20 protein-coding genes are annotated in these 20,512 nt (G+C 75.1%); 8 read left to right on the forward strand and 12 right to left on the reverse strand.

The window, feature by feature from the left end:
- Positions 1–434: 434 nt before the first annotated feature.
- Together ACGF13_RS22725 and ACGF13_RS22730 are read right to left on the reverse strand one after the other, a co-directional pair.
- Complete coding sequence (locus tag ACGF13_RS22725; RefSeq protein ID WP_392877862.1) at positions 435–923, reverse strand: hypothetical protein; 489 nt, start codon at positions 921–923, stop codon at positions 435–437.
- Between the two features lie 53 nt (positions 924–976).
- Entirely contained in the window at positions 977–1,741 is a 765-nt protein-coding gene (locus ACGF13_RS22730) for a sigma 54 modulation/S30EA ribosomal C-terminal domain-containing protein (protein ID WP_392877864.1), read from the reverse strand.
- A gap of 341 nt (positions 1,742–2,082) precedes the next feature.
- On the opposite strand from ACGF13_RS22730, the gene ACGF13_RS22735 reads away from it, so the two are divergent.
- Positions 2,083–4,620, forward strand: a complete 2,538-nt coding sequence (locus tag ACGF13_RS22735; RefSeq protein ID WP_392877866.1) for a cytochrome P450 — start codon at positions 2,083–2,085, stop codon at positions 4,618–4,620.
- A gap of 67 nt (positions 4,621–4,687) precedes the next feature.
- On the opposite strand, the gene ACGF13_RS22740 is transcribed toward ACGF13_RS22735, so the two are convergent.
- From ACGF13_RS22740 to ACGF13_RS22760, 5 genes are all read right to left on the reverse strand, one after another.
- Positions 4,688–4,834 (reverse strand): DUF6126 family protein, encoded by a 147-nt coding sequence (locus ACGF13_RS22740; RefSeq protein ID WP_392877867.1) that lies wholly within the window; start codon positions 4,832–4,834, stop codon positions 4,688–4,690.
- A gap of 43 nt (positions 4,835–4,877) precedes the next feature.
- Positions 4,878–5,219: a helix-turn-helix transcriptional regulator gene (locus tag ACGF13_RS22745; RefSeq protein ID WP_049656769.1), complete on the reverse strand. Its 342-nt coding sequence runs from the start codon at positions 5,217–5,219 to the stop codon at positions 4,878–4,880.
- Positions 5,220–5,456: 237 nt separating this feature from the next.
- Complete coding sequence (locus ACGF13_RS22750) at positions 5,457–5,918, reverse strand: hypothetical protein (RefSeq protein ID WP_392877869.1); 462 nt, start codon at positions 5,916–5,918, stop codon at positions 5,457–5,459.
- Between the two features lie 296 nt (positions 5,919–6,214).
- Positions 6,215–7,237, reverse strand: a complete 1,023-nt coding sequence (locus ACGF13_RS22755; RefSeq protein ID WP_392877871.1) for a glycoside hydrolase family 3 N-terminal domain-containing protein — start codon at positions 7,235–7,237, stop codon at positions 6,215–6,217.
- A gap of 414 nt (positions 7,238–7,651) precedes the next feature.
- Entirely contained in the window at positions 7,652–9,154 is a 1,503-nt protein-coding gene (locus tag ACGF13_RS22760; RefSeq protein ID WP_392877873.1) for a PLP-dependent aminotransferase family protein, read from the reverse strand.
- Positions 9,155–9,183: 29 nt separating this feature from the next.
- Between ACGF13_RS22760 and ACGF13_RS22765 the strand changes: the two genes are divergently transcribed.
- Positions 9,184–10,038 carry a methyltransferase domain-containing protein gene (locus ACGF13_RS22765; RefSeq protein WP_392877875.1) on the forward strand — a complete coding sequence of 285 codons (855 nt, stop codon included), beginning with the start codon at positions 9,184–9,186 and terminating at the stop codon, positions 10,036–10,038.
- Between the two features lie 42 nt (positions 10,039–10,080).
- Here ACGF13_RS22765 and ACGF13_RS22770 read toward each other — a convergent pair whose 3' ends face one another.
- Positions 10,081–10,578 carry a MarR family winged helix-turn-helix transcriptional regulator gene (locus ACGF13_RS22770; protein WP_392877876.1) on the reverse strand — a complete coding sequence of 166 codons (498 nt, stop codon included), beginning with the start codon at positions 10,576–10,578 and terminating at the stop codon, positions 10,081–10,083.
- A gap of 109 nt (positions 10,579–10,687) precedes the next feature.
- On the opposite strand from ACGF13_RS22770, the gene ACGF13_RS22775 reads away from it, so the two are divergent.
- The 3 genes from ACGF13_RS22775 (at position 10,688) to ACGF13_RS22785 (ending at position 14,006) form a co-directional block, all read left to right on the forward strand.
- Entirely contained in the window at positions 10,688–11,611 is a 924-nt protein-coding gene (locus ACGF13_RS22775) for an EamA family transporter (protein ID WP_392877878.1), read from the forward strand.
- Positions 11,612–11,655: 44 nt separating this feature from the next.
- The gene (locus ACGF13_RS22780) at positions 11,656–12,297 is read left to right on the forward strand and encodes an NAD(P)-dependent oxidoreductase (protein WP_392877880.1); all 642 of its coding nucleotides are present in this window, start codon (positions 11,656–11,658) and stop codon (positions 12,295–12,297) included.
- 134 nt (positions 12,298–12,431) lie between these two features.
- Positions 12,432–14,006, forward strand: coding sequence for an alpha/beta hydrolase (locus ACGF13_RS22785; protein ID WP_392877882.1), 1,575 nt, complete (start codon positions 12,432–12,434; stop codon positions 14,004–14,006).
- Positions 14,007–14,014: 8 nt separating this feature from the next.
- Here ACGF13_RS22785 and ACGF13_RS22790 read toward each other — a convergent pair whose 3' ends face one another.
- Positions 14,015–14,323, reverse strand: coding sequence for a hypothetical protein (locus ACGF13_RS22790; protein WP_392877884.1), 309 nt, complete (start codon positions 14,321–14,323; stop codon positions 14,015–14,017).
- An 18-nt stretch (positions 14,324–14,341) separates the two neighbouring features.
- The gene (locus ACGF13_RS22795; protein ID WP_392877886.1) at positions 14,342–14,725 is read right to left on the reverse strand and encodes a hypothetical protein; all 384 of its coding nucleotides are present in this window, start codon (positions 14,723–14,725) and stop codon (positions 14,342–14,344) included.
- Positions 14,726–15,290: 565 nt separating this feature from the next.
- Here ACGF13_RS22795 and ACGF13_RS22800 point away from each other — a divergent pair.
- Positions 15,291–16,670 (forward strand): lytic murein transglycosylase, encoded by a 1,380-nt coding sequence (locus tag ACGF13_RS22800; protein ID WP_392877888.1) that lies wholly within the window; start codon positions 15,291–15,293, stop codon positions 16,668–16,670.
- A gap of 46 nt (positions 16,671–16,716) precedes the next feature.
- Here the strand turns inward: ACGF13_RS22800 and ACGF13_RS22805 are convergent, their stop codons facing one another.
- Complete coding sequence (locus ACGF13_RS22805; protein ID WP_392877890.1) at positions 16,717–17,226, reverse strand: GbsR/MarR family transcriptional regulator; 510 nt, start codon at positions 17,224–17,226, stop codon at positions 16,717–16,719.
- Positions 17,227–17,322: 96 nt separating this feature from the next.
- Here ACGF13_RS22805 and ACGF13_RS22810 point away from each other — a divergent pair, with 96 nt between their 5' ends.
- Both ACGF13_RS22810 and ACGF13_RS22815 read left to right on the forward strand, forming a co-directional pair.
- Complete coding sequence (locus ACGF13_RS22810) at positions 17,323–18,243, forward strand: ABC transporter ATP-binding protein (protein WP_392877892.1); 921 nt, start codon at positions 17,323–17,325, stop codon at positions 18,241–18,243.
- Positions 18,240–19,895, forward strand: coding sequence for an ABC transporter permease (locus tag ACGF13_RS22815; protein WP_392877894.1), 1,656 nt, complete (start codon positions 18,240–18,242; stop codon positions 19,893–19,895). The genes ACGF13_RS22810 and ACGF13_RS22815 overlap by 4 nt, the downstream gene beginning before the upstream one ends.
- Before the next feature lie 28 nt (positions 19,896–19,923).
- Here ACGF13_RS22815 and ACGF13_RS22820 read toward each other — a convergent pair whose 3' ends face one another.
- Entirely contained in the window at positions 19,924–20,511 is a 588-nt protein-coding gene (locus ACGF13_RS22820) for a TerD family protein (protein WP_392877895.1), read from the reverse strand.
- Position 20,512: the final 1 nt, after the last annotated feature.

Genomic DNA, 20,512 nt, shown 5'->3' on the forward strand with positions numbered 1-20,512 from the left:
CGGCGTCGGCAGCTCGGGTCGAAGGGTCGGCCGGCACACGGGCCGACCGGTTTCACGGACTCACAGGAACAGCCTTACCCCGAACGACTCACGAGGCCCTCGACAGCGGCCGGTTCTGCCAAGGGCCTTTGCCCGGCGACCGCCGGCCGCCGCAGCGCCGACCCAAGACGGCCGACGCACAGGCGATCTGACTCATGGTCACCTCAACGGCCATGCACCACCCCCGGGTCGGGCTCCCCTGACGCGCGGGGCTCGGACCTTCCGACACTCCGGAGAGCGGGAGGGGCGGCCGGAGATAACAGAAATCGCCCGCGGAGTTCCCCCGTCCGACTCAAGCAAAAGCGGTGCGCCCGGCCACTGCCGGGCACACCGCTTCCACCCCGGACTCGCCACTGCGGACCGGGACATGACGAAGAGTCAGGACAACCGAAGGGTCAGGCCGCGACCTTCACCCGCTCCGCCCCGAAAGCCGCCGCACCGACCGCGGGCCGTACCGCCGCCGCACCGATCGCGGGCCGTACCGCCGCCACCGCGCCGGCGCCGCAGCCCCCGTGCAGGCGGGCCAGCCCGGCCGCCAGGGCGATCCGGTCCCCGGCCAGCCAGAGCCGCAGGGCCGCCGAGAGCGCGGCACTGGCCGGACCGGCCGCGGGGCCGCCGGTCCGCACGAGCCGCTCACCGAGCAGCGGCAGCAGGTCCGCGACCGGGGCGGGCAGCCACAGGGTGAGCGCGAAGGGTGCCGGTCTGGACAGCACGCGCAGCAGCGGCAGGACGCAGGCGTCGTCGTGCAGCGCGGGGATGACCTCCAGCAGTCCGTCCACCGCCACGTCCGAGACGTCGCCACCGTGTCCGCGCGCGAGTTCGCGCAGCAGCGCGCGCTCGGCGGCGGTGATCCGGACGGTCAGCATGACTTCTTCGCAGTCCATGGTCCCGGCCCCTTGTCGTGGAGAGTTCGTGGTGTGGTCGTCGCGCCGTGGTGTCAGTCCTGTGCCGAGTGGGTTCCTGCCCCGATCCGGCCGTCCGACACCGGCGCTATCAGGCCGTAGTGGCCGTCGAAGCGGCGGTAGAGCACCCGGGCCCGGTGGTCGCCGGGGTCGGTCCAGCCGACGAACGGGCGGCCGGTGAGCCAGAGCCGGCGGGCCGCCTCGGCGAGGTCGAGCGGGGGCATCGCGCTGGTGCCGGCGGCGCACAGCTCCACCGTGCCGCCCGGCGAGCAGCGGTGGACCAGGCCGTCGCGCCCGGTCGCGGCGTCCGCGAAGAGGTGGAACCGCCGGTCGAGGGCGAGCAGTTCGAGCACGGCCTGTTCGGGGCCGCGGCGGGCGAGCACGACCGCCTTGTGCCGGGCGATCCGCCGCTGGGCGAGCGGGCGGTCGGCGTACTGGGGCCGGTAGGCGCTCTCGTAGGCGGCGGCGAAGCCGATGTCGCCCTGCTCGCGCAGCCGGACGGCCCGGCCGGCCAGTGTGCCGAGTACCAGGTCGACGGACTCCCGCGCGGTGCCGGTGGCCAGTTGCACCCGGACCGGCCCGAGACCCGCCAGCTCGACGTCCGCCTGGGCCAGCGCGGGCCGGGTCACCGACCGGTTCCGCGAGCGGGTCAGCCGCAGTCGCAGCGCGTGGGTGTCGGGGCCGAGCGCCGTGGCGGTGGCCAGCGCCCGGACCCGGGCGTACTCGGCCTCCTCACGCGGCAGCTCGCCGCGGATCTCCACCCGGACGTCGAGGGCCGGCCGGTGGCGCAGACGGGTCATCAGGTTCCTCCTTCTTCGCATCCATGCTGTCCCTCGCACGCCTGTGCGGCGAGGGTCCAAAGACCCTGCAGTCCGGGCAACCGCCGGGCCGCCCGGGCGAAGACATCCGCGCAGGTCAACACGGAGCTTCGAGCACGCACGAAAGGGTCGATCCACTCGGCCGTTGGAGTGATCCCCGCACATTCGGCGCAACGCTCGGGAAACCGGCGCGTTTGCTCAACGTGCGCCCTCCCGCCGGGGGCGCGCGCGGGGGCCGCGCTGGGCGGTCCCCCGCTTCCCGGCCGGCCCGCCGCTGCCACCCGGTATCGCCCGCACCGGCCACTCTGGTGAGAGGTAGTGTCATGTCCCTGCTGACCGAGACTCGGAAGCTGATCGTCCCGCCGAGAACCGCACCCGGCCCTTCCCCGCTGGCCCGCGCCGCCGTCCCCCCGCTGGCCCCCGGTGCCCTGCCCGGCCTCGGGCACGCCGGCGCCCTGCTGCGCGACCCGCTGGGCTTCCTCGGCTCGCTCTCCCGGCACGGCGGGGTGGTCCGCATCCGACTCGGACCGCGCACCGTCTGCGTGGTGACCGACGCCCGGCTGGTCCACACCCTGCTCGTCGCACTGGCCCACGACTGCCCGCGCGGCGCCGTCCAGGACACCCTCAAGACGGCCTTCGGCGACGGCCTGCTGATGTCCGAGGGCCAGGCCCACCGCGACCGCCGCCGGATCATCCAGCCGGCCTTCGGCCCGGACCGGATGGGCGAGTACCTGGCCGTGATGCAGCAGGTCACCGAGGAGCGGGCCGCGCGCTGGCACCCCGGGCAGGTCCTCGACGTGGCCAAGGAGATGAACCACCTGGCGCTGGAGATCGTCACCCGCTCGCTGTTCGACGCCCGGCTCAGCGAGGACGCCACCATCGCCTTCCACCGGGCACTGCCGGACCTGGTGAAGGGCCAGATCGTCCAGTCCCTCTACCCGAAGCCGTCGCTCGCCCGGCTGCCACTGCCCGTCAACCGGCGCTTCGACAACGCCGTGCGGGTGCTCAACCGGGTGGTCGACCAGGCCGTCAACGGCCGTGCCCCGACCGCGGGCACCTGGACCGGGGCCGGGGCCGGGGCCCGACACACCCTGCCCGCCCTGCTGCGCGCCGCCACCGACCCGGCGACCGGCTGCCCGCTCACCGAGGCCGACGTCCGCTCCGAGGCGATCACCATGTTCGGCGCGGGCACCGAGACCGTCTCCACCACCCTCACCTGGCTACTGGACGAGCTGCTTCGCCACCCCGAGGCGGAGGCCCGGATCCTCGACGAGCTGGACGAGCACCTGCCCGTCGGCACCGTCCCCACCCCCGAGGCACTGGCCCGGCTCACGTACACCCGCAGCGTCACCCAGGAGGTGGTGCGGCTGCACGCGCCCAACGCCTTCCTGATGCGCACCGCCCAGGTGCCGGTCGAGCTGGGTCCGTACCGCGTCCCGGCCGGCACCGAGCTGCTGTACAGCCTCACCGCGCTGCACCGCGACCCGGTGCGCTACCCGGAGCCGACGAGCTTCCGGCCCGAGCGCTGGCAGGACGGCGGCGGCACCGGGCGGCCCTCCTTCCTGCCGTTCGGGGCGGGCAAGCACAAGTGCATCGGGGAGGCCTTCGCCTGGGCGGAGCTGACCGTCGCGGCCGCGGCGATCCTGCGCCGCTGGCGCCCGACGGCCGTGCCGGGCTCCCGGGCCCGCGAGGTGGTGTGGACGACGGTCCAGGCGCACGGCCTGCGGGTGCGGCTCGCGCCACGCGGCGCGCGCTCCCCACGCGGGCGCACCTCGGCGGCCTCCCGCGACGGCGACGCCGCCGCCTCACCGGGGAACGCGGTGGCCTCCTCGCAGGGCGAACCGCCCGACCGGTGTCCGTTCACCGGCGCCGACCGCGCGACCGCCCCCGCCCCGGCCACGACCTCGGCCGCGCCCACGAGCCCGGCCGCTCCGGCGGCCCCCCAGCCGCACACCCACCTGCGCCTCGCCGCCGACCGGCACGCCGACTGGGTGGTCCGCCACGGCCTGCTCACCCCACCCGAGCTGCCCCGCTACCGGGCCTACGCGCTGCACGAGCTGATCGGCCACGCCTTCCCCCGCACCCGGGGCGCCGAACTCGACCTCCTGGTGGACATGCTGGGCTGGTTCACCATCCTGGACGACCGCTTCGACGGCTCGCCCGGCCGCCACCCCGACGAGGCCCGCGCCCTGGTCGACCCGCTGATCGCGGTCCTCGACGGAGCCCCCGGCGGAAGCCCGTCCGAGAGCCACACGCTGCTCTCCTGGCGGGAGTTGTGGCAGCGGCAGACCGCGTCGATGTCCCCGGAGTGGCGCGCCCGGGCGGCCCGGGAGTGGCGGGCCTGCCTGGCCACCTTCCCCGCCGAGGCCGACCACCGCGCCCGCGGCACCGTGCCCGCCCTCGGCCTCGACCTCACGGACACCATGCACCTGCGCCGGCACGGCAGTTGCCTCTACCCGTTCATGAACATACTGGAACGGGTCCACGGCGCCGACGCCCCGGCCGCGCTGCACGCGGAGCCCGCGCTGCACCGGCTGCGCGCCAACACCGCCGACGCCGCCACACTGATCAACGACCTCTACTCGCTGAGGCGCGAGGAACGACAGCCCGGGGCCGCCTTCAACACCGTGATCGCCCTCCAGCGGGCCCACGGCTGCACCCGGAGCCGGGCGGTCCACTCGGTGCGCGCCCAGGTGGTGCGGCTGCAGCAGGAGAGCGAGGAGCTGCGCCGCGAGCTGCTGTGCCGCCACCCGGCCGGGCGCTGGTACCTGGACGGCACCCGGGAGCTGATCGCCGGCGTGCTGGCCTGGACCAGCACCAGCAACCGCTACCTGGTGCCGGACCGCGGCCGGCGCCGGTGAGGGTCCCGCCTCCGGCGCAGCCGAGCGTCCCGCTCCCGGCGCAGGTGAGGCTCCCGCCCGCGGCGCGCTACTTCCGGCCGCCGAGCGCGAACAGCAGCAGCACGAAACCGGCGAACAGGTGCGTGGCGAAGATGTAGATGCCCGCGCGGATCAGCATCGCCTTGCGGCGCCGCTTCTCCTCGCTCGTACCCTCGTCGCTCGTGCTGTCGCTCATGGTGGTGCTTCTCCTCGGATCGGGCGGACGGACCGGGCTCGGCTCAGCGGGGCCGACCGCCGGGGGCGCGCAGCTCGGTGAGCAGCGCGCCCTGGTCGGTGATCAGCTCGGTCAGGATCCGCCGGGCCGCGCGCAGCAGCTCGGCGACGTCCGGGGTGCTGAGCGCGTAGACCACGGTGTTGCCCTCGCGGGTCGCCGTGACCAGCTGGGTGCGGCGCAGCACCGCGAGCTGCTGGGAGAGGTTGGAGGGCTCGACCTCGATCTCCGCCAGCAGCTCGCGCACCGGCCTGGGTCCGTCCTGGAGCAGCTCCAGGACCCGGATCCGCACGGGGTGGCCGAGGGTGCGGAAGAACTCCGCCTTGGCCTGGTACAGCGGTACCGGCATCGTCCGCGCGCTCCCTCTGGTCCGGCTCGGTGGTCGTCCGGCCGGGCGGGATCGTCGCCGCGGCCGGTAGGCATCATCGCGACAGATGAAGATTTCTTCAAGTCGTCACAGCGCGTCGACCGCCCGACGGGCCCGGGCCGCGGGATCGACCACCGGGCCCCGGCCGGGTCACGACAGGCGAAAGCCGAGCCCAGGATGCTGCCAACTCCCGGGCCCGGCAGTCACGGTGACGAGCCGTCAGCAGACTACAGGCACATCGGCGGTGGCCGGCACCTGACCGCTCCAGAACCCCTCGACGTCGAAGGACACGTGCACGGTGGACCCACACGCCACGGTGGCCGCGATGCCGTCGACCCGCACGGTGCTCACCTGGAACACGGTGCGGCCGCTGACCGCGCCGAGCGAGGTGCCGCCGACCACGTCGGCCGACAGGTGGGTCACCAGCTCCTTCGGCGCCGGCGGCCACGGGGTGCCCGGGGACGGCGGGCCGGCCAGGCCGATCTTGCCGTAGATCGCGACGCTGTCACCGGTCACGTCGGCGCAGGCGTAGGTGGCCAGACCGGCCTGGAGGCTGTAGCTCCCGCAGGTGGTGACGGTGGTGGTGGCCAGGGTCGGAGCCGCGGCGAAGGCGGGGACGGGGGCCGAGAGCAGGGCGACGGCGCCGGCGGCACCGGCGGCGATCCGGGCGATCCGGTTCATGGGTTCCTCCTTGAGGGGAACGAGGGCGGACTGAGACAGGTGACGTGGTACATATGACATTTCATAGGTCCACGACAGGAACTTTGCCATGTGATTCATATACCCAGAGCCCGATTTACCCTTTGAACCGAATGCTCGGCCAAAATCAGACCTTCGATGGCTCAATCACCCTTGGGTGGCAGAACTTCCGAACACGCCTGGGCGACGCCCGCCTTGAGCCCAGGTGAACCGCATGCGAACCGCTGCCGGGACCGCCGCCGCGACCGCCCTCGCCCCGCTCGCCGGCGCCCGCGCGCTCAGCCCAGGGAGGCGCGCAGGGCGTCGACGCGGGACACGGCGTCGGTGAAGGCGTGCCGGTCGAGGCGGCCGTCGTCCAGGGCGGCGGCCAGCGCCTCGGTGGCGTCCTCGGCCTGCCGGGGGTCGCGGGCGGAGCAGAGCAGCAGGTCCATCCCGGCCTCGGCGGCGGCCAGCGCGCGGTCGCCGGTGCCGCCGTACGGGGCGAGCGCCTGGGCCTCCATCGCGTCGGTGACGGTCACGCCGCCGTAGCCCAGCCGGCCGCGCAGCTCGCCCTGGATGATCCTCGGCGAGAACCCGGCCGGGTGGTCCGGGTCCAGCGCCGGGTAGACCGCCCAGGAGGCCATCACCAGTCGCACGCCCGCCGCGATGGCCGCCCGGTACGGGGCCTCGCCGCGGGAGCGGAGCTGTGACAGCGGCACGTTCAGGGTGACCGGGCGCTCGTCGGTGTTCTCACCCCGGGGAGCTGAGCCGAGGCCGGGGAAGTGCTTGGCGGTCGCGGCCACGCCGAGGCCCTGCTGGGCGACGAGGAAGGCGCTGCCCAGTTCCGCCACCTTGGCGGGGTCCTGGCCGTAGGAGCGCTCGAAGTGGTCGATGAAGTTGTCCGGCGTGTCGTAGACGTCGAGCACCGGGGCGAGGTTGAGGTTCAGCCCGGCGTCCGCGAGGGTCCGGGCGGCACCGGCCCCGGTCTCCGCCGCTGCGGCGAGCGGGTTCGCCGCCGCCCCGACACGCCGGGCGGAGAGTTCGGGCTCGCCGGGCAGCCGGCGGATCTTGCCGCCCTCCTGGTCGGTCATCAGCAGCAGGGTGCGCGGATGCGGCGCCTCGGCCGCGGCCTGCTTCAACTCGGCAACGACCTCGGCGAGTTGCTCGGGACTGGTGACGTTCTCACCGAACAGGATCACCCCGGCGGCCCGGCCCTCCCGGATCACCTGGAGCACCCCGGGCGGCGGTGTCGGGCCGGGGTACGACAGCACGATCCGCCGCCCGGCGAGCACCCGGGAGTCCTCCTGCTCGTGGCCGGCCATCGCCGCGCCCCTCTCGTTCGAAGCGCCCGAAGCGCTCGAAGCAGTCGATACGGTCGAAGCGCCCGGGCCGCCCGGAGCACTCGGGCTGCCGCCCGGCCGGGCGGACGATCCGAGCGGCACCGGGCCGAGCGCGGCCCCCAGCACGGCCAGCACAACGCCGAACTGGGCGACACTTCGGAACGGGACCATCACGCCTCCCGGGCCAGTATTTGACTACAGCATGCCAACTTACCCCGGGACACGGCCCGGCATTCCCTCTGCGCAGCCGTATCCGTGTATCCGATATTCCGACTTATAAGCCACCAGGGGCCGCGCCCTACGCCGACCGGGTGCTCAAGAGACTCCGGAGGCCGGGGACCGAGCCCCCACCGGGCCCACCACGACGTCCCCACCGCGCCGGAGCCGACGCCGAGGTCAGGACGACCGCCGGACCAACCGGCCCAGGACGGCCACGCCCTCGGTGATCTCCGCCGTCGAGCCCGCCGCGTAGCCGAGGACCAGACCGGGCGGGTACGGGAGCCGGGCGTGCCAGGACAGCGGCTGCACCTTGACCCCCTCGGCCAGCGCGGCGGCGGCCCACTCGGTGTCGGTGCGACCGGGCTCCTCCGGGAGCGTCAGCATCAGGTGGAGGCCAGCCGCCGCGCCGTGCACGGTGGCTCCCGGCAGGTGGGTGCGGATGGCGGCGATCATGGCGTCCCGGCGTCGCCGGTGGCGGCGGCGCAGCAGCCGCAGGTGGCGGTCGAGCTCACCGGACTCCATCAGCCGGGCGAGCACCAGCTGGGGCAGCACCGGGTTGCCGAGGTCGGCGAAGCGCTTGGCGTCCAGGACGGCGTCCCGCAGCCGGGCCGGGACCAGCAGCCAGCCGGTGCGCAGCGCGGGGGCGAGCAGCTTGGAGACGCTGCCCGCGTAGCAGACCTGCTCCGGCAGCGCGGCCCGCAGCGCCGGGACGGGCGGACGGTCGTAGCGGTGCTCGGCGTCGTAGTCGTCCTCGATGACCAGGCCGCCCTCGGCGGCCCAGCGCAGCAGTGCGCGCCGCCGGTCACCGCCGAGGACGACGCCGGTCGGGTACTGGTGCGCGGGGGTGAGCAGGACGGCCGGGGCGCCGGTGGCGCGCAGCGCGTCGACCCGGATGCCCTCGGCGTCGACCGGGACGGGCGGGGTGGCGGCGAGCCAGTGGGCGAGGTGCTGCCGGGCGCCGAGCGAACCCGGGTCCTCGACCGCGACCTCACCGACGCCCGCCCGGCCGAGGGCGCGGCCGAGCAGGGCGAGGGCCTGGGCCGTGCCGGCGACGATCAGCACCTCGTCCGGGTCGGCGCGGATGCCCCGGTTGCGGGCCAGCCAGTGGGCGACGGCCCGGCGCAGGGCGGGGGTGCCGCGGACGTCGCCGTAGCCGAGGTCGGCCGCGGCGAGGCCGTCCAGGACGGCGCGTTCGGCGCGCAGCCAGGCGGTGCGGGGGAAGGCCGCGAGGTCGGGCACGCCGGGGGTGAGGTCGATCCGGGCGGGCGCGGCGCGCAGTCGGTCGAAGACCTCGGGGGCGGGGTCGTCCAGGAACAGCGCGGGCGCCGGACGGGGCCGGTCCGCCCCGGGCTCCTCCCCCCGTACGACGGAGGAGGAGGCGGCGACGGCCGCGACCACGACCGTGCCGCCGCGCCCGCGGCCGGCCACCTGCCCCTCCTCGGCGAGGCGCCGGTAGGCGTCGGTCACCACCCCGCGGGAGACGCCGAGTTCGGCCGCCAGCACCCGGCTGGCGGGCAGCCGGCTGCCCGCCGGGAGCCGCCCGTCGGCGACGGCCTCGCGCAGCCGACGGGCGAGCCAGTCGGTGAGGCCGCCGGGCGGGGCGTCGGCGGTGTCGAGCTGGAGGAAGTCGGCGCCGGCCTCTTTGGACCGGTCGGATGCCTCGGCTTTGGACCTGTTCACCGGACCATAGTGGCGGCGAGGGTGGGGCCATGACCACGGAAACGTCCACACCCGCGGCTGCCGCGGCGCCGGAGCACCCCAGTGACTACGTCCACGGCTACTCGCGGACCGAGGCGCGGCGCCTCGGCGACCAGGCCGACACCCTCGCCGAACTGCTGCACGCGGGCACGGCCTACCCGGCGGGCAGCCGGGTGCTGGAGGCGGGCTGCGGGGTGGGCGCGCAGACCGTCCACCTGCTGGCCGCCAGCCCGGGCGTACGGCTGACGGCGGCGGACCTCTCGGCGGACTCCCTGGCCCTGGCCCGCGCCCGGGTGGCCGCCCAGGCGCCCGCCGCGGACGTCGTCTGGCACCACGGCGACCTGCACCGGCTGCCGTTCCCGGACGGCTCCTTCGACCACGTCTTCCTGTGCTTCGTACTGGAGCACCTGCCCGACCCGACGGCCGGGCTGGCGGCGCTGCACCGGGTGCTGCGGCCGGGCGGGACGATCACGGTGATCGAGGGCGACCACGGCTCGGCGCTGTTCCACCCGGAGAGCCCGGCGGCCCGCCGCACCGTCGACCACCTGGTGCGGCTGCAGGCCCGGGCGGGCGGCGACGGCCTGCTGGGCCGCCGCCTCCATCCGCTGCTGACGGCGGCCAGCTTCGCCCGGGTGTCGGTCCGCCCGCGCACGGTCTACGCCGACGACTCCCGTCCGGCCCTCGTGGAGGGCTTCACCCGGCGGACCTTCGTCGCGATGGTCGAGGCCGTACGCGCGGAGGCGCTGGCGGCCGGGCTGACCACCCCGGAGGACTTCGACCGGGGTGTCACCGAGCTGCGCCGCGCCGCCGAGCCGGGCGGGACGTTCCACTACGCCTTCTTCAAGGCGGTGGCGGTCAGGCCGTAGCCGACCGGCACGGGCACCGGCCCCGGCGCGGGCCACTCCGGGCTACTCCGGACTCTCCCCGAGGTCCGCCAGCAGGGCGCGCATCGCCTCGACGAGCGCCGTCCGCTGCGCCTCGTCGAGGCCCGCCAGCATGCGGTACTCGGTGGCGAGGTGGTCGGGCAGCGCGCGGTCGATCAGGGCGTGGCCGTCGGCGGTGAGGGCCACCTCGCGGCTGCGGCCGTCCTGGTCGCTGCGGGTACGGGTGACCAGGCCGCGGGCCTCCAGCCGGTCCAGGCGCTGGGTGATGGCGCCCGAGGTGACCATCGCGGACTGCATCAGACCGGTGGGGGTGAGGCGGTAGGGCGGTCCGCTGCGCTTGAGGGTGGCGAGGACGTCGAAGGAGGCGGCGTCCAGCCCGTGCTCGGCGAAGGTGCGGTTGAGCGCCGCGTCCACCAGCCGGTAGAGGCGTTTGAGTCGGCCGAACACCTCCATCGGGGAGACGTCCAGGTCGGGGCGCTCGGCGCCCCACTGCGCGACGACGCGGTCCACATGATCTGCCACGGGTTCAGGGTAGGCGATCCCGGAAGAATTCCTTAGCGGTGAGATAACTGTGAGCCACATCACTCCCTCGGCACGGTGAGATGCCTTAGCGCTGAGATACATTGCCTTAGTGCTAAGAAATCGCCTCGCCCTCGTCCTGCTGACGGCCATCGCCCCCGCGGTCTGGGGCACCACCTACCTGGTCACCACCGAACTCCTGCCGCCCGGCCGCCCGCTGCTCGCCGCCGTCATCCGCTGCCTGCCCGCCGGGATCCTCCTGATAGCCCTCACCCGCCGTCTGCCGCAGGGCAGTTGGTGGTGGCGCTCACTGATCCTCGGCGCCCTGAACATCGGGGTGTTCCAGGCGCTGCTCTTCATCGCCGCCTACCGCCTGCCCGGCGGCATCGCGGCCACCGTCGGCGCCGTCCAGCCGCTGGTCACCGCCGGGCTGTCGGCCCTACTCCTCGGCGACCGGCTCACCCTGCGCACCGTGCTGTCCGGCCTCGCGGGCGTCGCGGGCGTCAGCCTGCTGGTGCTGCGGGCCAACGCCGCGCTGGACGCGGTCGGGGTGCTCGCCGCGCTCGGCGGCGCCGTGGTGATGGCCGCCGGCATCGTCCTCGCCAAGCGGTGGGTCTCCCCCGCGCCGATGCTCGCCACCACCGGCTGGCAGCTCACCGCCGGCGGGCTGCTGCTGGTGCCGGTGACGCTGCTCGCCGAGGGCGCGCCGCCGTCCCACTACAGCCTCGCCAACGTGCTCGGCTACACCTACCTGTGCCTGATCGGCGCGGCCGTCACCTACGCGCTCTGGTTCCGCGGGCTCCGCGCGCTGCCGCCGACCTCGGTCTCCTTCCTCTCGCTGCTCAGCCCCGTCGTCGCCACCCTGCTCGGCTGGCTGGCGCTCGGCCAGGACCTCAGCCCGCTCCAGGCGCTCGGCGCGCTGGTCGTGCTCGGCGCGCTGATCGCCGCCCAGACCCAACGGCCGCGCACCGCAGCCAAGCCGGCGGCCGACACCGAGCCGGCGGCCGCCCCGCGGCCCGCCCACGAGAACGCCTGACCCCGCCCCCCACCACCGTTCCCCACCACTCCAGGGAGTTCCCCATGCGCATCACCGTGTTCGGCGCCACCGGCAACGTCGGCAGCCGGGTCGTGACCGAGGCCCTGGCCCGCGGCCACCGGGTCACCGCCGTCGTACGGGACCCGGCGAAGCCGCACGGCCTGCCGTCCGCCGCCACCCTGGCCGTCGGCGACGCCCGCGACCCCGAGGACGTCGCCCGGATCGCTGCCGGGCAGGACGTGGTGATCACCGCCACCCGTCCGCTGCCCGGCAGCGAGCACGAACTGGCCGTCGCCACCAGGGGCCTGCTGGCCGGGATCGCCGGCACCGGCGCGCGGCTGCTGGCCGTCGGCGGCGCGGGCAACCTGCTCGTCCCGGGCGGCGGCGGGACCGTCCTGGTCGACAGCCCCGGATTCCCCGACGAGATCCGGCCGATCGCCCTGGCCTGCGGCGAGCAGTTCGACCTCTACCGCGCCGCCGACCCGGAGGTCGACTGGACGTACCTGAGCCCGGCCGCGGTGCTGGAGCCCGGTGTGCGCACCGGCCGGTTCCGGATCGGCCGCGACGAACTGCTGGTCGACGCCGCGGGCGACTCGGCGATCTCCATGGAGGACCTTGCCGTCGCGCTCCTCGACGAGGCCGAGCGGCCCGCCCACCGCCGGGCCCGCTTCACCGCCGCCTACTGACCCGCCGCCTACTGACCCGCCGCCCGCCGGGCCTACTGGAGCCCCCGCCCCGGCGGGGGTGTACCCAGCACCACCCCGAAGACGGGGGCTGGCGAGATCGGTCATCAGGTCGGGCCCGGGGCAGGATCGTTCCCGTGACCAAGACCGCAACCCGGCAGACCGGAACCGCCTCACCCCGCGCCCGGCGCACCCGCCGCACCACCCTGGCCCTCACCGTCGCCGCCGTCCTGGCCGGCCTGGCCTCACCCGCCACCGCGGGCGCCGCCACCGGCCGCGACCCGGGCGACGCCGACCGGGCACCCACCCGCTACACCCACCAGACCCTCGACTGGAAGCCCTGCGCCGGGCAGCCCACGCTGGACTGCGCCACCATGGCCGCCCCGCGCGACTGGCACCACCCCGGCGCCGGGGGCGACCTGACCATCGCCGTCTCGCGGCACCGCGCCACCGACCCGGCCAAGCGCAAGGGCACCCTGCTGATGGCGGCCGGCGGCCCCGGCGGCACCGGCCTGGCGCGCCCGGCCTACCTGGCCGCAGGCGCCCCGGCGGTCGCCGCCGCGTACGACATCGTCGGCTTCGACCAGCGCGGCGTCGGCGAGAGCACCAGGGCGGTCTGCCAGACCCAGGAGGAGTTCCAGGAGTTCCTGGCCGGCGACTACCGCGACCAGTCCCCCGCGGCGATCGACCGGATCATCGCCAACTCCAGGAAGCTGGCGGCCAGTTGTCAGGAGCGCAGCGGAGACCTCCTGCCCTACCTGACCACCGAGCAGACCGCCCACGACATCGACCTGTTCCGCGGCCTGCTCGGCGAGCGCAAGATCAGCTACTACGGCCCGTCCTACGCCTCGATGGTCGGCGCCTACTACGGGACGCTCTTCCCGCACCGGGTCGAGCGGATGGTGCTGGACAGCAACATCGGCTTCGACGGCACCTGGGAGAAGTACCAGCTGGGCCAGCCGATGAGCTTCCAGCGCCGCTTCGACGAGGACTTCACGCCCTGGCTGGCGGCCAGGGACGCCACCTACCACTGGGGCTCCACACCGGAGCAGGTGCGGGCGCACTGGGAGCAGCGGCGCGCGGCGCTGCACGATTCCCCCATCGTCGAGGGGGCGCTGACGATCGGCCCGAACCAGCTGGACAGCCTCGCCATGTCGGCGATCTACCGGGCGTCCGACTTCCCCGCCCTGGCCCGGCTGCTGGCCACCCTCGACACCTGGCAGGACGCCGACCCCGCCACCCGGGCGGCGACCGCGAAGGCCTACAACAGCTACCTCAGCCCGGAGTTCGCGGCCGAGTACTTCGCGGTGACCTGCAACGACACCCCGTGGACCAGGGACCTGGGCACCTGGATCCGGCGCGGCGCGGAGAACACCGCCCGCTGGCCGCTGGCCGGCGCCCGGACGCTCGCCTTCAGCGCGGTCTGCGCCGCCTGGCCGGTCGCCCCGGCGCCCGAGGTCAAGGTGACCGGCGCCCATCTGCCGACCACGCTGATGCTCAACTCGGTGCACGACCCGTCGACGTACTACGAGGCGGCGCTCGGCGCCCACCGCGCGCTGCGCGGCTCCAGGCTGGTCACCGTCACCGGGAACGGCGACCACGGCCAGTACCCCACGTCCAACGCCTGCGTCAGCGGGGTGGTCGAGCGCTACCTGCTGGACGACACCGCACCCGAGCGCGACCTCACCTGCCCGTCCCCGCAGGCCGGTTGAGCGGTCGGTCAGCTCCCGGTCCTGGCCCGCAGCCTGGCCCGGAGCCAGGCGAAGCCGACGGCCAGCCCGGCGAACCCTCCGACGGCGAGCTTGATCCCGGCCTTGGCGACGATCCAGCCGATCCACGGGACGGTCCACCCCAGCCAGTGGAACACGGCCAGCAGCACCGCGGCGCCGAACACCGCCGCGAGCACGGTGACCGCGACGGCGGCGGCCCGCGACAACTCCCGCGGGCCGTCGGCGCGTTCCCCCGCGGCCGCACCGTCCTGACCGGTGGTCGGCCCGTTCACCATGTCGTTCGTACCCCCCTCAGTCATGGAGGTGATGATACGTCGTCAGCGGCAGGCGTGATGGGTGTCGCCGACGTACTCACCGGTCTCGCCGTCGGGGAAGCTGACGGCCATGGTGACGCGGTACTCGTGGACGTCCTCCCGGTGCCCCGGCACCCGCGCCCACGCCATCGAGTGCACCTCGGCCTCGGGGGCCTGCCGGCACCAGGCGGCGGCCTCCTCCAGGGCCCGGGCGGCCGACCGCCCGGTGCACACCACGGCGGTGTACGCGGCGACCGCGACGTCCGCGCCGGAGCGGCCGGTGCGCGACACCGCCCGGACGGCCGCGGCGGCCTGGGTCAGGTCACGGGCCAGGTCGTCGACCACCCGAGGGGGAGCCGGCAGGACCACCGCTCCCTCGGCGAGGGTCTCCGGCAGGTTCGCGCTCACGGTCTGGACCTCCATCCGCATCATCACGCGGCACAGCATGCCGGGCGGTGATTCCTGGCATGCCCACTTTCACCAGAACGTCACCCGTCCAGGGCCGAGTCCGGGCCGTTCCCTGGCGCCCCGGCGCCCGTCCTGGTAAGGCAGGCCGAGCCCGTTCCCCGACGTTCCGGCAGGTCAGCAGGGGGCGGCCACCGGCGGCTCCGGGGAGCCCGAAACACCGCGCACGCACCACCCCCGTGCTCCGAACCGCCGGTCCGGCGCCGGGTGGCGCCCGTCCCACCACAGTTGGTCCCACGGTCAACTTTCGGCTTCGCCGCGGGAGTTGCCGCCGGGCGGCGCCGACGAGGCGACAGGTCGCGGACCCCCGGAGCGGGGCCGCACCCCGGCTGAAGTGCCGAGTTAACCCCTCGGAGGGCTCCGGTCCGTCTCCCGGTCACCCTGTCCCTGTCAGATCGTCGTGATACTAATCGTCCCGGCGGCGGGCCCCGTCCTCGACTGGGCGGGCACGATGACGACAGCTCAACCGTTCGGGGAAGGTCCGGACGGCGACGGGGAGGGGCAGCGGATGACGGTGCGGATCGGCAAAACCACGGGCGGGCGCAAGCTCCGGATCGGCAAGCGGGTCACGGGGACGGCTGCGGCCTTCGCCGCGCTGGCCGCGCTGACCGGCTCTCAGGTGACGGGCATCGGGCTCGCCCCGGTCGCGGTCGCCGACGCCGGCCCGGCGAACGACACCGCGAGCCAGGGCGCCGGCCGCCTGCTGCCCGGCGGCGGCCCCTCGACGGACGCCCCCGGCACCTTCGGCACCGGCGTGCCGGCCGACGGCGGCGGCACCGTCCAGCTCCCGCAGCCGCCCGGCGCGCTGCCCGGCCTGCCCTCGGCCGGCCCGTTCGCGGCCACCGGAGCCTCCCTGCCCGCCACCGTCTTCGCCGCCTACCGCCAGGCCGAGGCCTCGCTGGCGCAGCGCTCGCCGGGCTGCCACCTGCCCTGGCAGCTGCTCGCCGCGATCGGCCAGGTGGAGTCCGGCCAGGCCAACGGCGGTCAGGTGGACGCCGCGGGCACGACCCTGACGCCGATCCTCGGCCCGGCGCTGGACGGCAACGGCTTCGCCGCGATAGCCGACACCGACGGTGGCCGCTACGACGGCGACGCCCGTTGGGACCGCGCCGTCGGGCCGATGCAGTTCATCCCGTCCACCTGGGCCTCCTGGGGCGTGGACGCCAACGGTGACGGCAAGGCCGACCCGAACAACGTCTTCGACGCCACCGAGACCGCCGGCCGCTACCTGTGCGCCGGCGGCCGCGACCTCGCCGACCCGGCGCAGCTCGACCGGGCGGTGCTCAGCTACAACAACTCCGGCGAGTACCTGCGGACGGTCCGCAACTGGATGGCGCACTTCGGCAGCGGCGCGGTGGCCACCGTCCCGAACCGGCCGGGGCCGCTGGTCCCGCCCACCTCGCCACCCGCGCCGGGCCTCCCGACGCTCCCGGCCGACGGTTCGGGCCCGGGCGCCGGCGGCACGCCCACCACGGATCCGCAGCCGCCCGCTCCGGTCACGCCCACCCCGGACCAGTCGCCGAGCGCCCAGCCGACGCCGAGCCCGGGCACCACCACCACTCCCACACCCGGCGGTTCGACCTCGCCGTCCGCGACGCCGACGACCACCCCGGGCGGCGGCAGCTCCCCGACGGCGACCCCGACCGGCACGCCCACGGGCACGCCGACCGGTACGCCCACCGCCTGCCCGGACCCGACGGCCACGCCCACCGGCACGCCCACCCCGACGGGCTCCCCGTCCCCGACCGCCACGCCCACCGGCACCCCGACGGCGACGCCGCTGCCGGGCTGCCCCACCCCCACCCCCACCGCGACGGACACCCCGAGCGCGGCACCCGGCACCACCCCCAGCGCCGCCTTCTCACCGTCGGCCGCCCCGACGAAGTGACCGGACGGGGGCGCGGGTTCCTCCCGGGGAACCCGCGCCCCCTCGTTCACAGCCCCTGGGCCGCGCGGTGCTCGCGCCAGCGGCCCAGCATCCCGTGCAGCTCGTCGATCATGAACTCGAAGAAGGCGGCACTCTCCGCCAGCCGCTCCCCCGCCGCGGTGCCGGCGCCGACGGTGGCCTCGCCGTCGCGCAGCACCCGGATCCAGCGCAGCATGTTCTCGTCGCGCCGGGTCAGCGACGCGAACCAGACGTCGTCGAGCACCCGGTAGCGGTCCCGCCGGGAGCCGGGCTCGCGCTCCTTGGCGACCAAGCCGATCTGGGTCAGGTAGCGCATCGCGCCGGAGACGGCGGCCGGGCTGATCCGCAGCCGTTCGGAGAGTTCGGCGGAGGTGAGCACCCCGCTCTCCTCCGCCATCAGGCAGGAGAAGATCCGGGAGGGCATCCGGCCCATGCCCGCGACCACCAGCTCCGCCGCGAAGCGCTCGACGAAGTCGGACACCGCCGTGTCCTCGTGCTCCTCCTCCGACTTCCCCGGCCCCCTGCTTCCCTGTACCATCCCCGCGCCCCTTTCCGGTGATCACTCGTCCCCGATGTCGACTTTAACGTCTTCCCAATATTCACGTTTTTCTGAAACTACGGTAGCTTCAGAAGTATGACCAAGGCCATCACCCTGTCCGGCCTGCGCAAGACCTTCGGCCGGACCACCGCGCTGGACGGCCTCGACCTGACCGTCGAGACCGGCGAGGTCCACGGCTTCCTCGGCCCCAACGGATCCGGGAAGTCCACGACCATCCGCGTCCTGCTCGGCCTGCTGCGCGCCGACGGCGGCAGCGCCCGGATGCTCGGCAGGGACCCGTGGCACGACGCCGTCGAACTGCACCGCCGCCTCGCCTACGTGCCCGGCGACGTCGAGCTCTGGCCCAACCTCACCGGCGGCGAGGCCATCGACCTGCTCTCCCGGCTGCGCGGCCGGCTCGACCGCCGCCGCCGCGACGAGCTGGTCGAGCGCTTCGACCTCGACCCCACCAAGAAGGGCCGCAGCTACTCCAAGGGCAACCGGCAGAAGGTCGCCATCGTCGCCGCGCTCGCCTCCGACGCCGAGCTGCTGCTGCTCGACGAGCCGACCTCCGGCCTCGACCCGCTGATGGAGGTGGTCTTCCAGGACGTCGTGCGCCAGGCCAAGCAGGAGGGCCGCACCGTCCTGCTCTCCAGCCACATCCTGGACGAGGTGGAGAAGCTGGGCGACCGGGTCAGCATCATCCGGCACGGCCGGGTCGTGCAGAGCGGCACCCTCGACGAACTGCGCCACCTCACCCGCACCACCGTCGAAGCCCGCACCCTGCGCCCGGTCGCCGGACTGGACGCGCTGACCGGCGTGCACGGCCTGCGCACCGAGGGCGACCTGGTCCGGTTCGCCGTGGACAGCAGCGAACTCGACGCCGCCGTACGGCTCCTGAGCGCGGCCGGACTGCGCGGCCTGGTCAGCCACCCGCCCACCCTGGAGGAGCTGATGCTGCGCCACTACGGCGACGAGCTGGCCGCCAACGGGCACCACACCGAGGCCCTGCGATGACCGCCACCGCCGCCGGACCGGCCACCGGCCGCACCGCCGTACCCCGCCGCCCAGCCGGCACCACCCTGGCCGGCACCGCCACGCTGCTCCGCTTCGCCCTGCGCCGCGACCGGTTCCGGCTGTCCGTCTGGGTCCTCGGCCTCTGGCTGGTCACCCTGGCCACCGCCGACAGCGTCCGCTCCGTCTACCCGACCGCCGCCGACCGCGCCGCCATCGCGCACGGCTCGGACAACCCGGCACTGCTCGCCATGAGCGGCCCGGCCCACTACCTGGCCGACTACACCTGGGGCGCCATGCTCGGCCACCGGATGCTCGGCCTGCTGGCCGTCCTGGCCGGCCTGCTGAGCGTCCTGACCGTCACCCGGCACAGCCGCGCCGAGGAGGAGAGCGGCCGCGCCGAACTGGTCCGCTCCGCCGCCGTCGGCCGGCACGCCCCGCTCGCCGCCGCCCTGGCCACCGCCGCCGTCGCCGACCTCGCACTCGGCCTGCTGCTCGCGGCCGGCCTGCCCGCGCTGGGCATCCCCGGCCTCACCGCCGCCGGATCGGCGCTGTACGGCGCCGCGACCGCCCTCGCCGGGCTGCTGTTCGCCGCGGTGGCCGCCGTCACCGTCCAGCTCAGCGCGCACGCCCGGACCGCCTCCGGGCTGGCCCTCACCGTGCTCGGCGCCGCCTACGCGCTGCGCGCCGCCGGGGACGCCGGCTCGGGCGCGCTCTCCTGGGCCTCCCCGATCGGCTGGCTGCAGCGCAGCTACCCCTTCGTGGACGACCGCTGGTGGCCGCTGCTGCCCGCACTCGCCCTGACCGCCGCGACCACCGCCGCCGGGTTCGCGCTCAGCAGCCGACGGGACCACGGCGCCGGCCTGCGCGCCGCCCGTCCCGGCCCGGCCACCGGCAGCCCGGCCCTGGGCACCCCGCTCGGCCTCGCGCTGCGCCTGCACCGCGGCCTGCTCGGCGGCTTCGCGGCCGCCCTGCTGCTGCTCGGCGCGATGTACGGCTCGCTGCTCGGCGACGCCGACTCGATGCTCAAGGGCGTCGACCGGATCCGGGAGGCGCTGGACCGGCTCGGCGGGCACACCCTCGCCGACTCCTACGCCGCGCTGACCATGCTGGTCGTCGCGGTGGTCGCGGGCGTCCACGCGGTGCTGGCCACGCTGCGCCCGCGCGCCGAGGAGAGCGCGGGACGGGCGGTGCCGGTGCTGGTCACCGGCGTCTCACGGTCGGCCTGGCTGGGCGGGCACCTGGCGGCGGCATTGCTGGGCTCCACCGCCGTGCTGCTCGCGGCGGGCGTGGGCTTCGGCCTGGCCGGGGCGCTGTCCAGCGGCGACGGGGGCGCGTTCCTGCGGCTGACCGGCGCGGCGCTGGCCTTCGCGCCCGCCCAGTGGGTGACGGTGGGTTTCGCCGCCGCGGTCTACGGCTGGCTGCCTAGGGCCACCCCACTGGCCTGGCTGGTGCCCGCGTACGCGTTCGTGATCGGCTACCTGGGCCCGCTGCTCGACCTCCCCGCAGGCCTGGAACGGCTCTCCCCGTACGGGCAGGTGCCCCGGCTCCCGGCGGCCCCGATGGACTGGACGCCACTCGCCGTGCTCACCCTGGTCGCGGCCGCCCTGATCGCCCTGGCCCTGGTCGGTTTCCGGCGCCGCGACATCGACTGACGCCCGGCGCCGGGCCCCGCCACGGGGCTCAGAGGTACTTGACCAGCTCCGGCATCAGGTCCTGGAAGGTCCGCCCGCCGGCCGGCTGGCCGATCGCGGTCATCTGCCAACCGGTCGCCGTGCGCTGCACCTTCGCCATGACCTGGGCGGTGTACGGGCCGCCGCCGGTGAGCGTGTAGCGCGCCAGCTCGACGCCGGTGGTCTCGTCGACGAGCCGGCAGAAGGCCGCCTCGACCTCCTGGAAGGTCTGCCCGGTGAAGGAGTTCACGGTGAAGACGATCTGGTCGACCTCGGCGGCGACGGCGGTCAGGTCGACCGTGATCGACTCGTCGTCGGTCGCGTCGCCCGCGCCGCCGACCAGGTTGTCCCCGCTGTGCCGGACCGAGCCGTCGTTGCTGTTGAGGTGCTGGAAGAACACCACGTCCACCGGCCGCCCCTGGGCGAACAGCACCGCCGAGGCGTCCAGGTCGATCTCCCGGCCGGCGGCGAGCAGCTTGGCGAGGAAGCCCTTGCGCTCCGCCGCCTTCCAGCCGAGGCCCATCCGGACCAGGCTCAGCTGCCCGCCGCCCGGCTTCTCCAGGCTGATCTTCTGCCCCTTGGCCAGCGAAACGCTCATC

Source organism: Kitasatospora sp. NPDC048286 (genome assembly GCF_043201735.1).
GTDB lineage: Bacteria > Actinomycetota > Actinomycetes > Streptomycetales > Streptomycetaceae > Kitasatospora.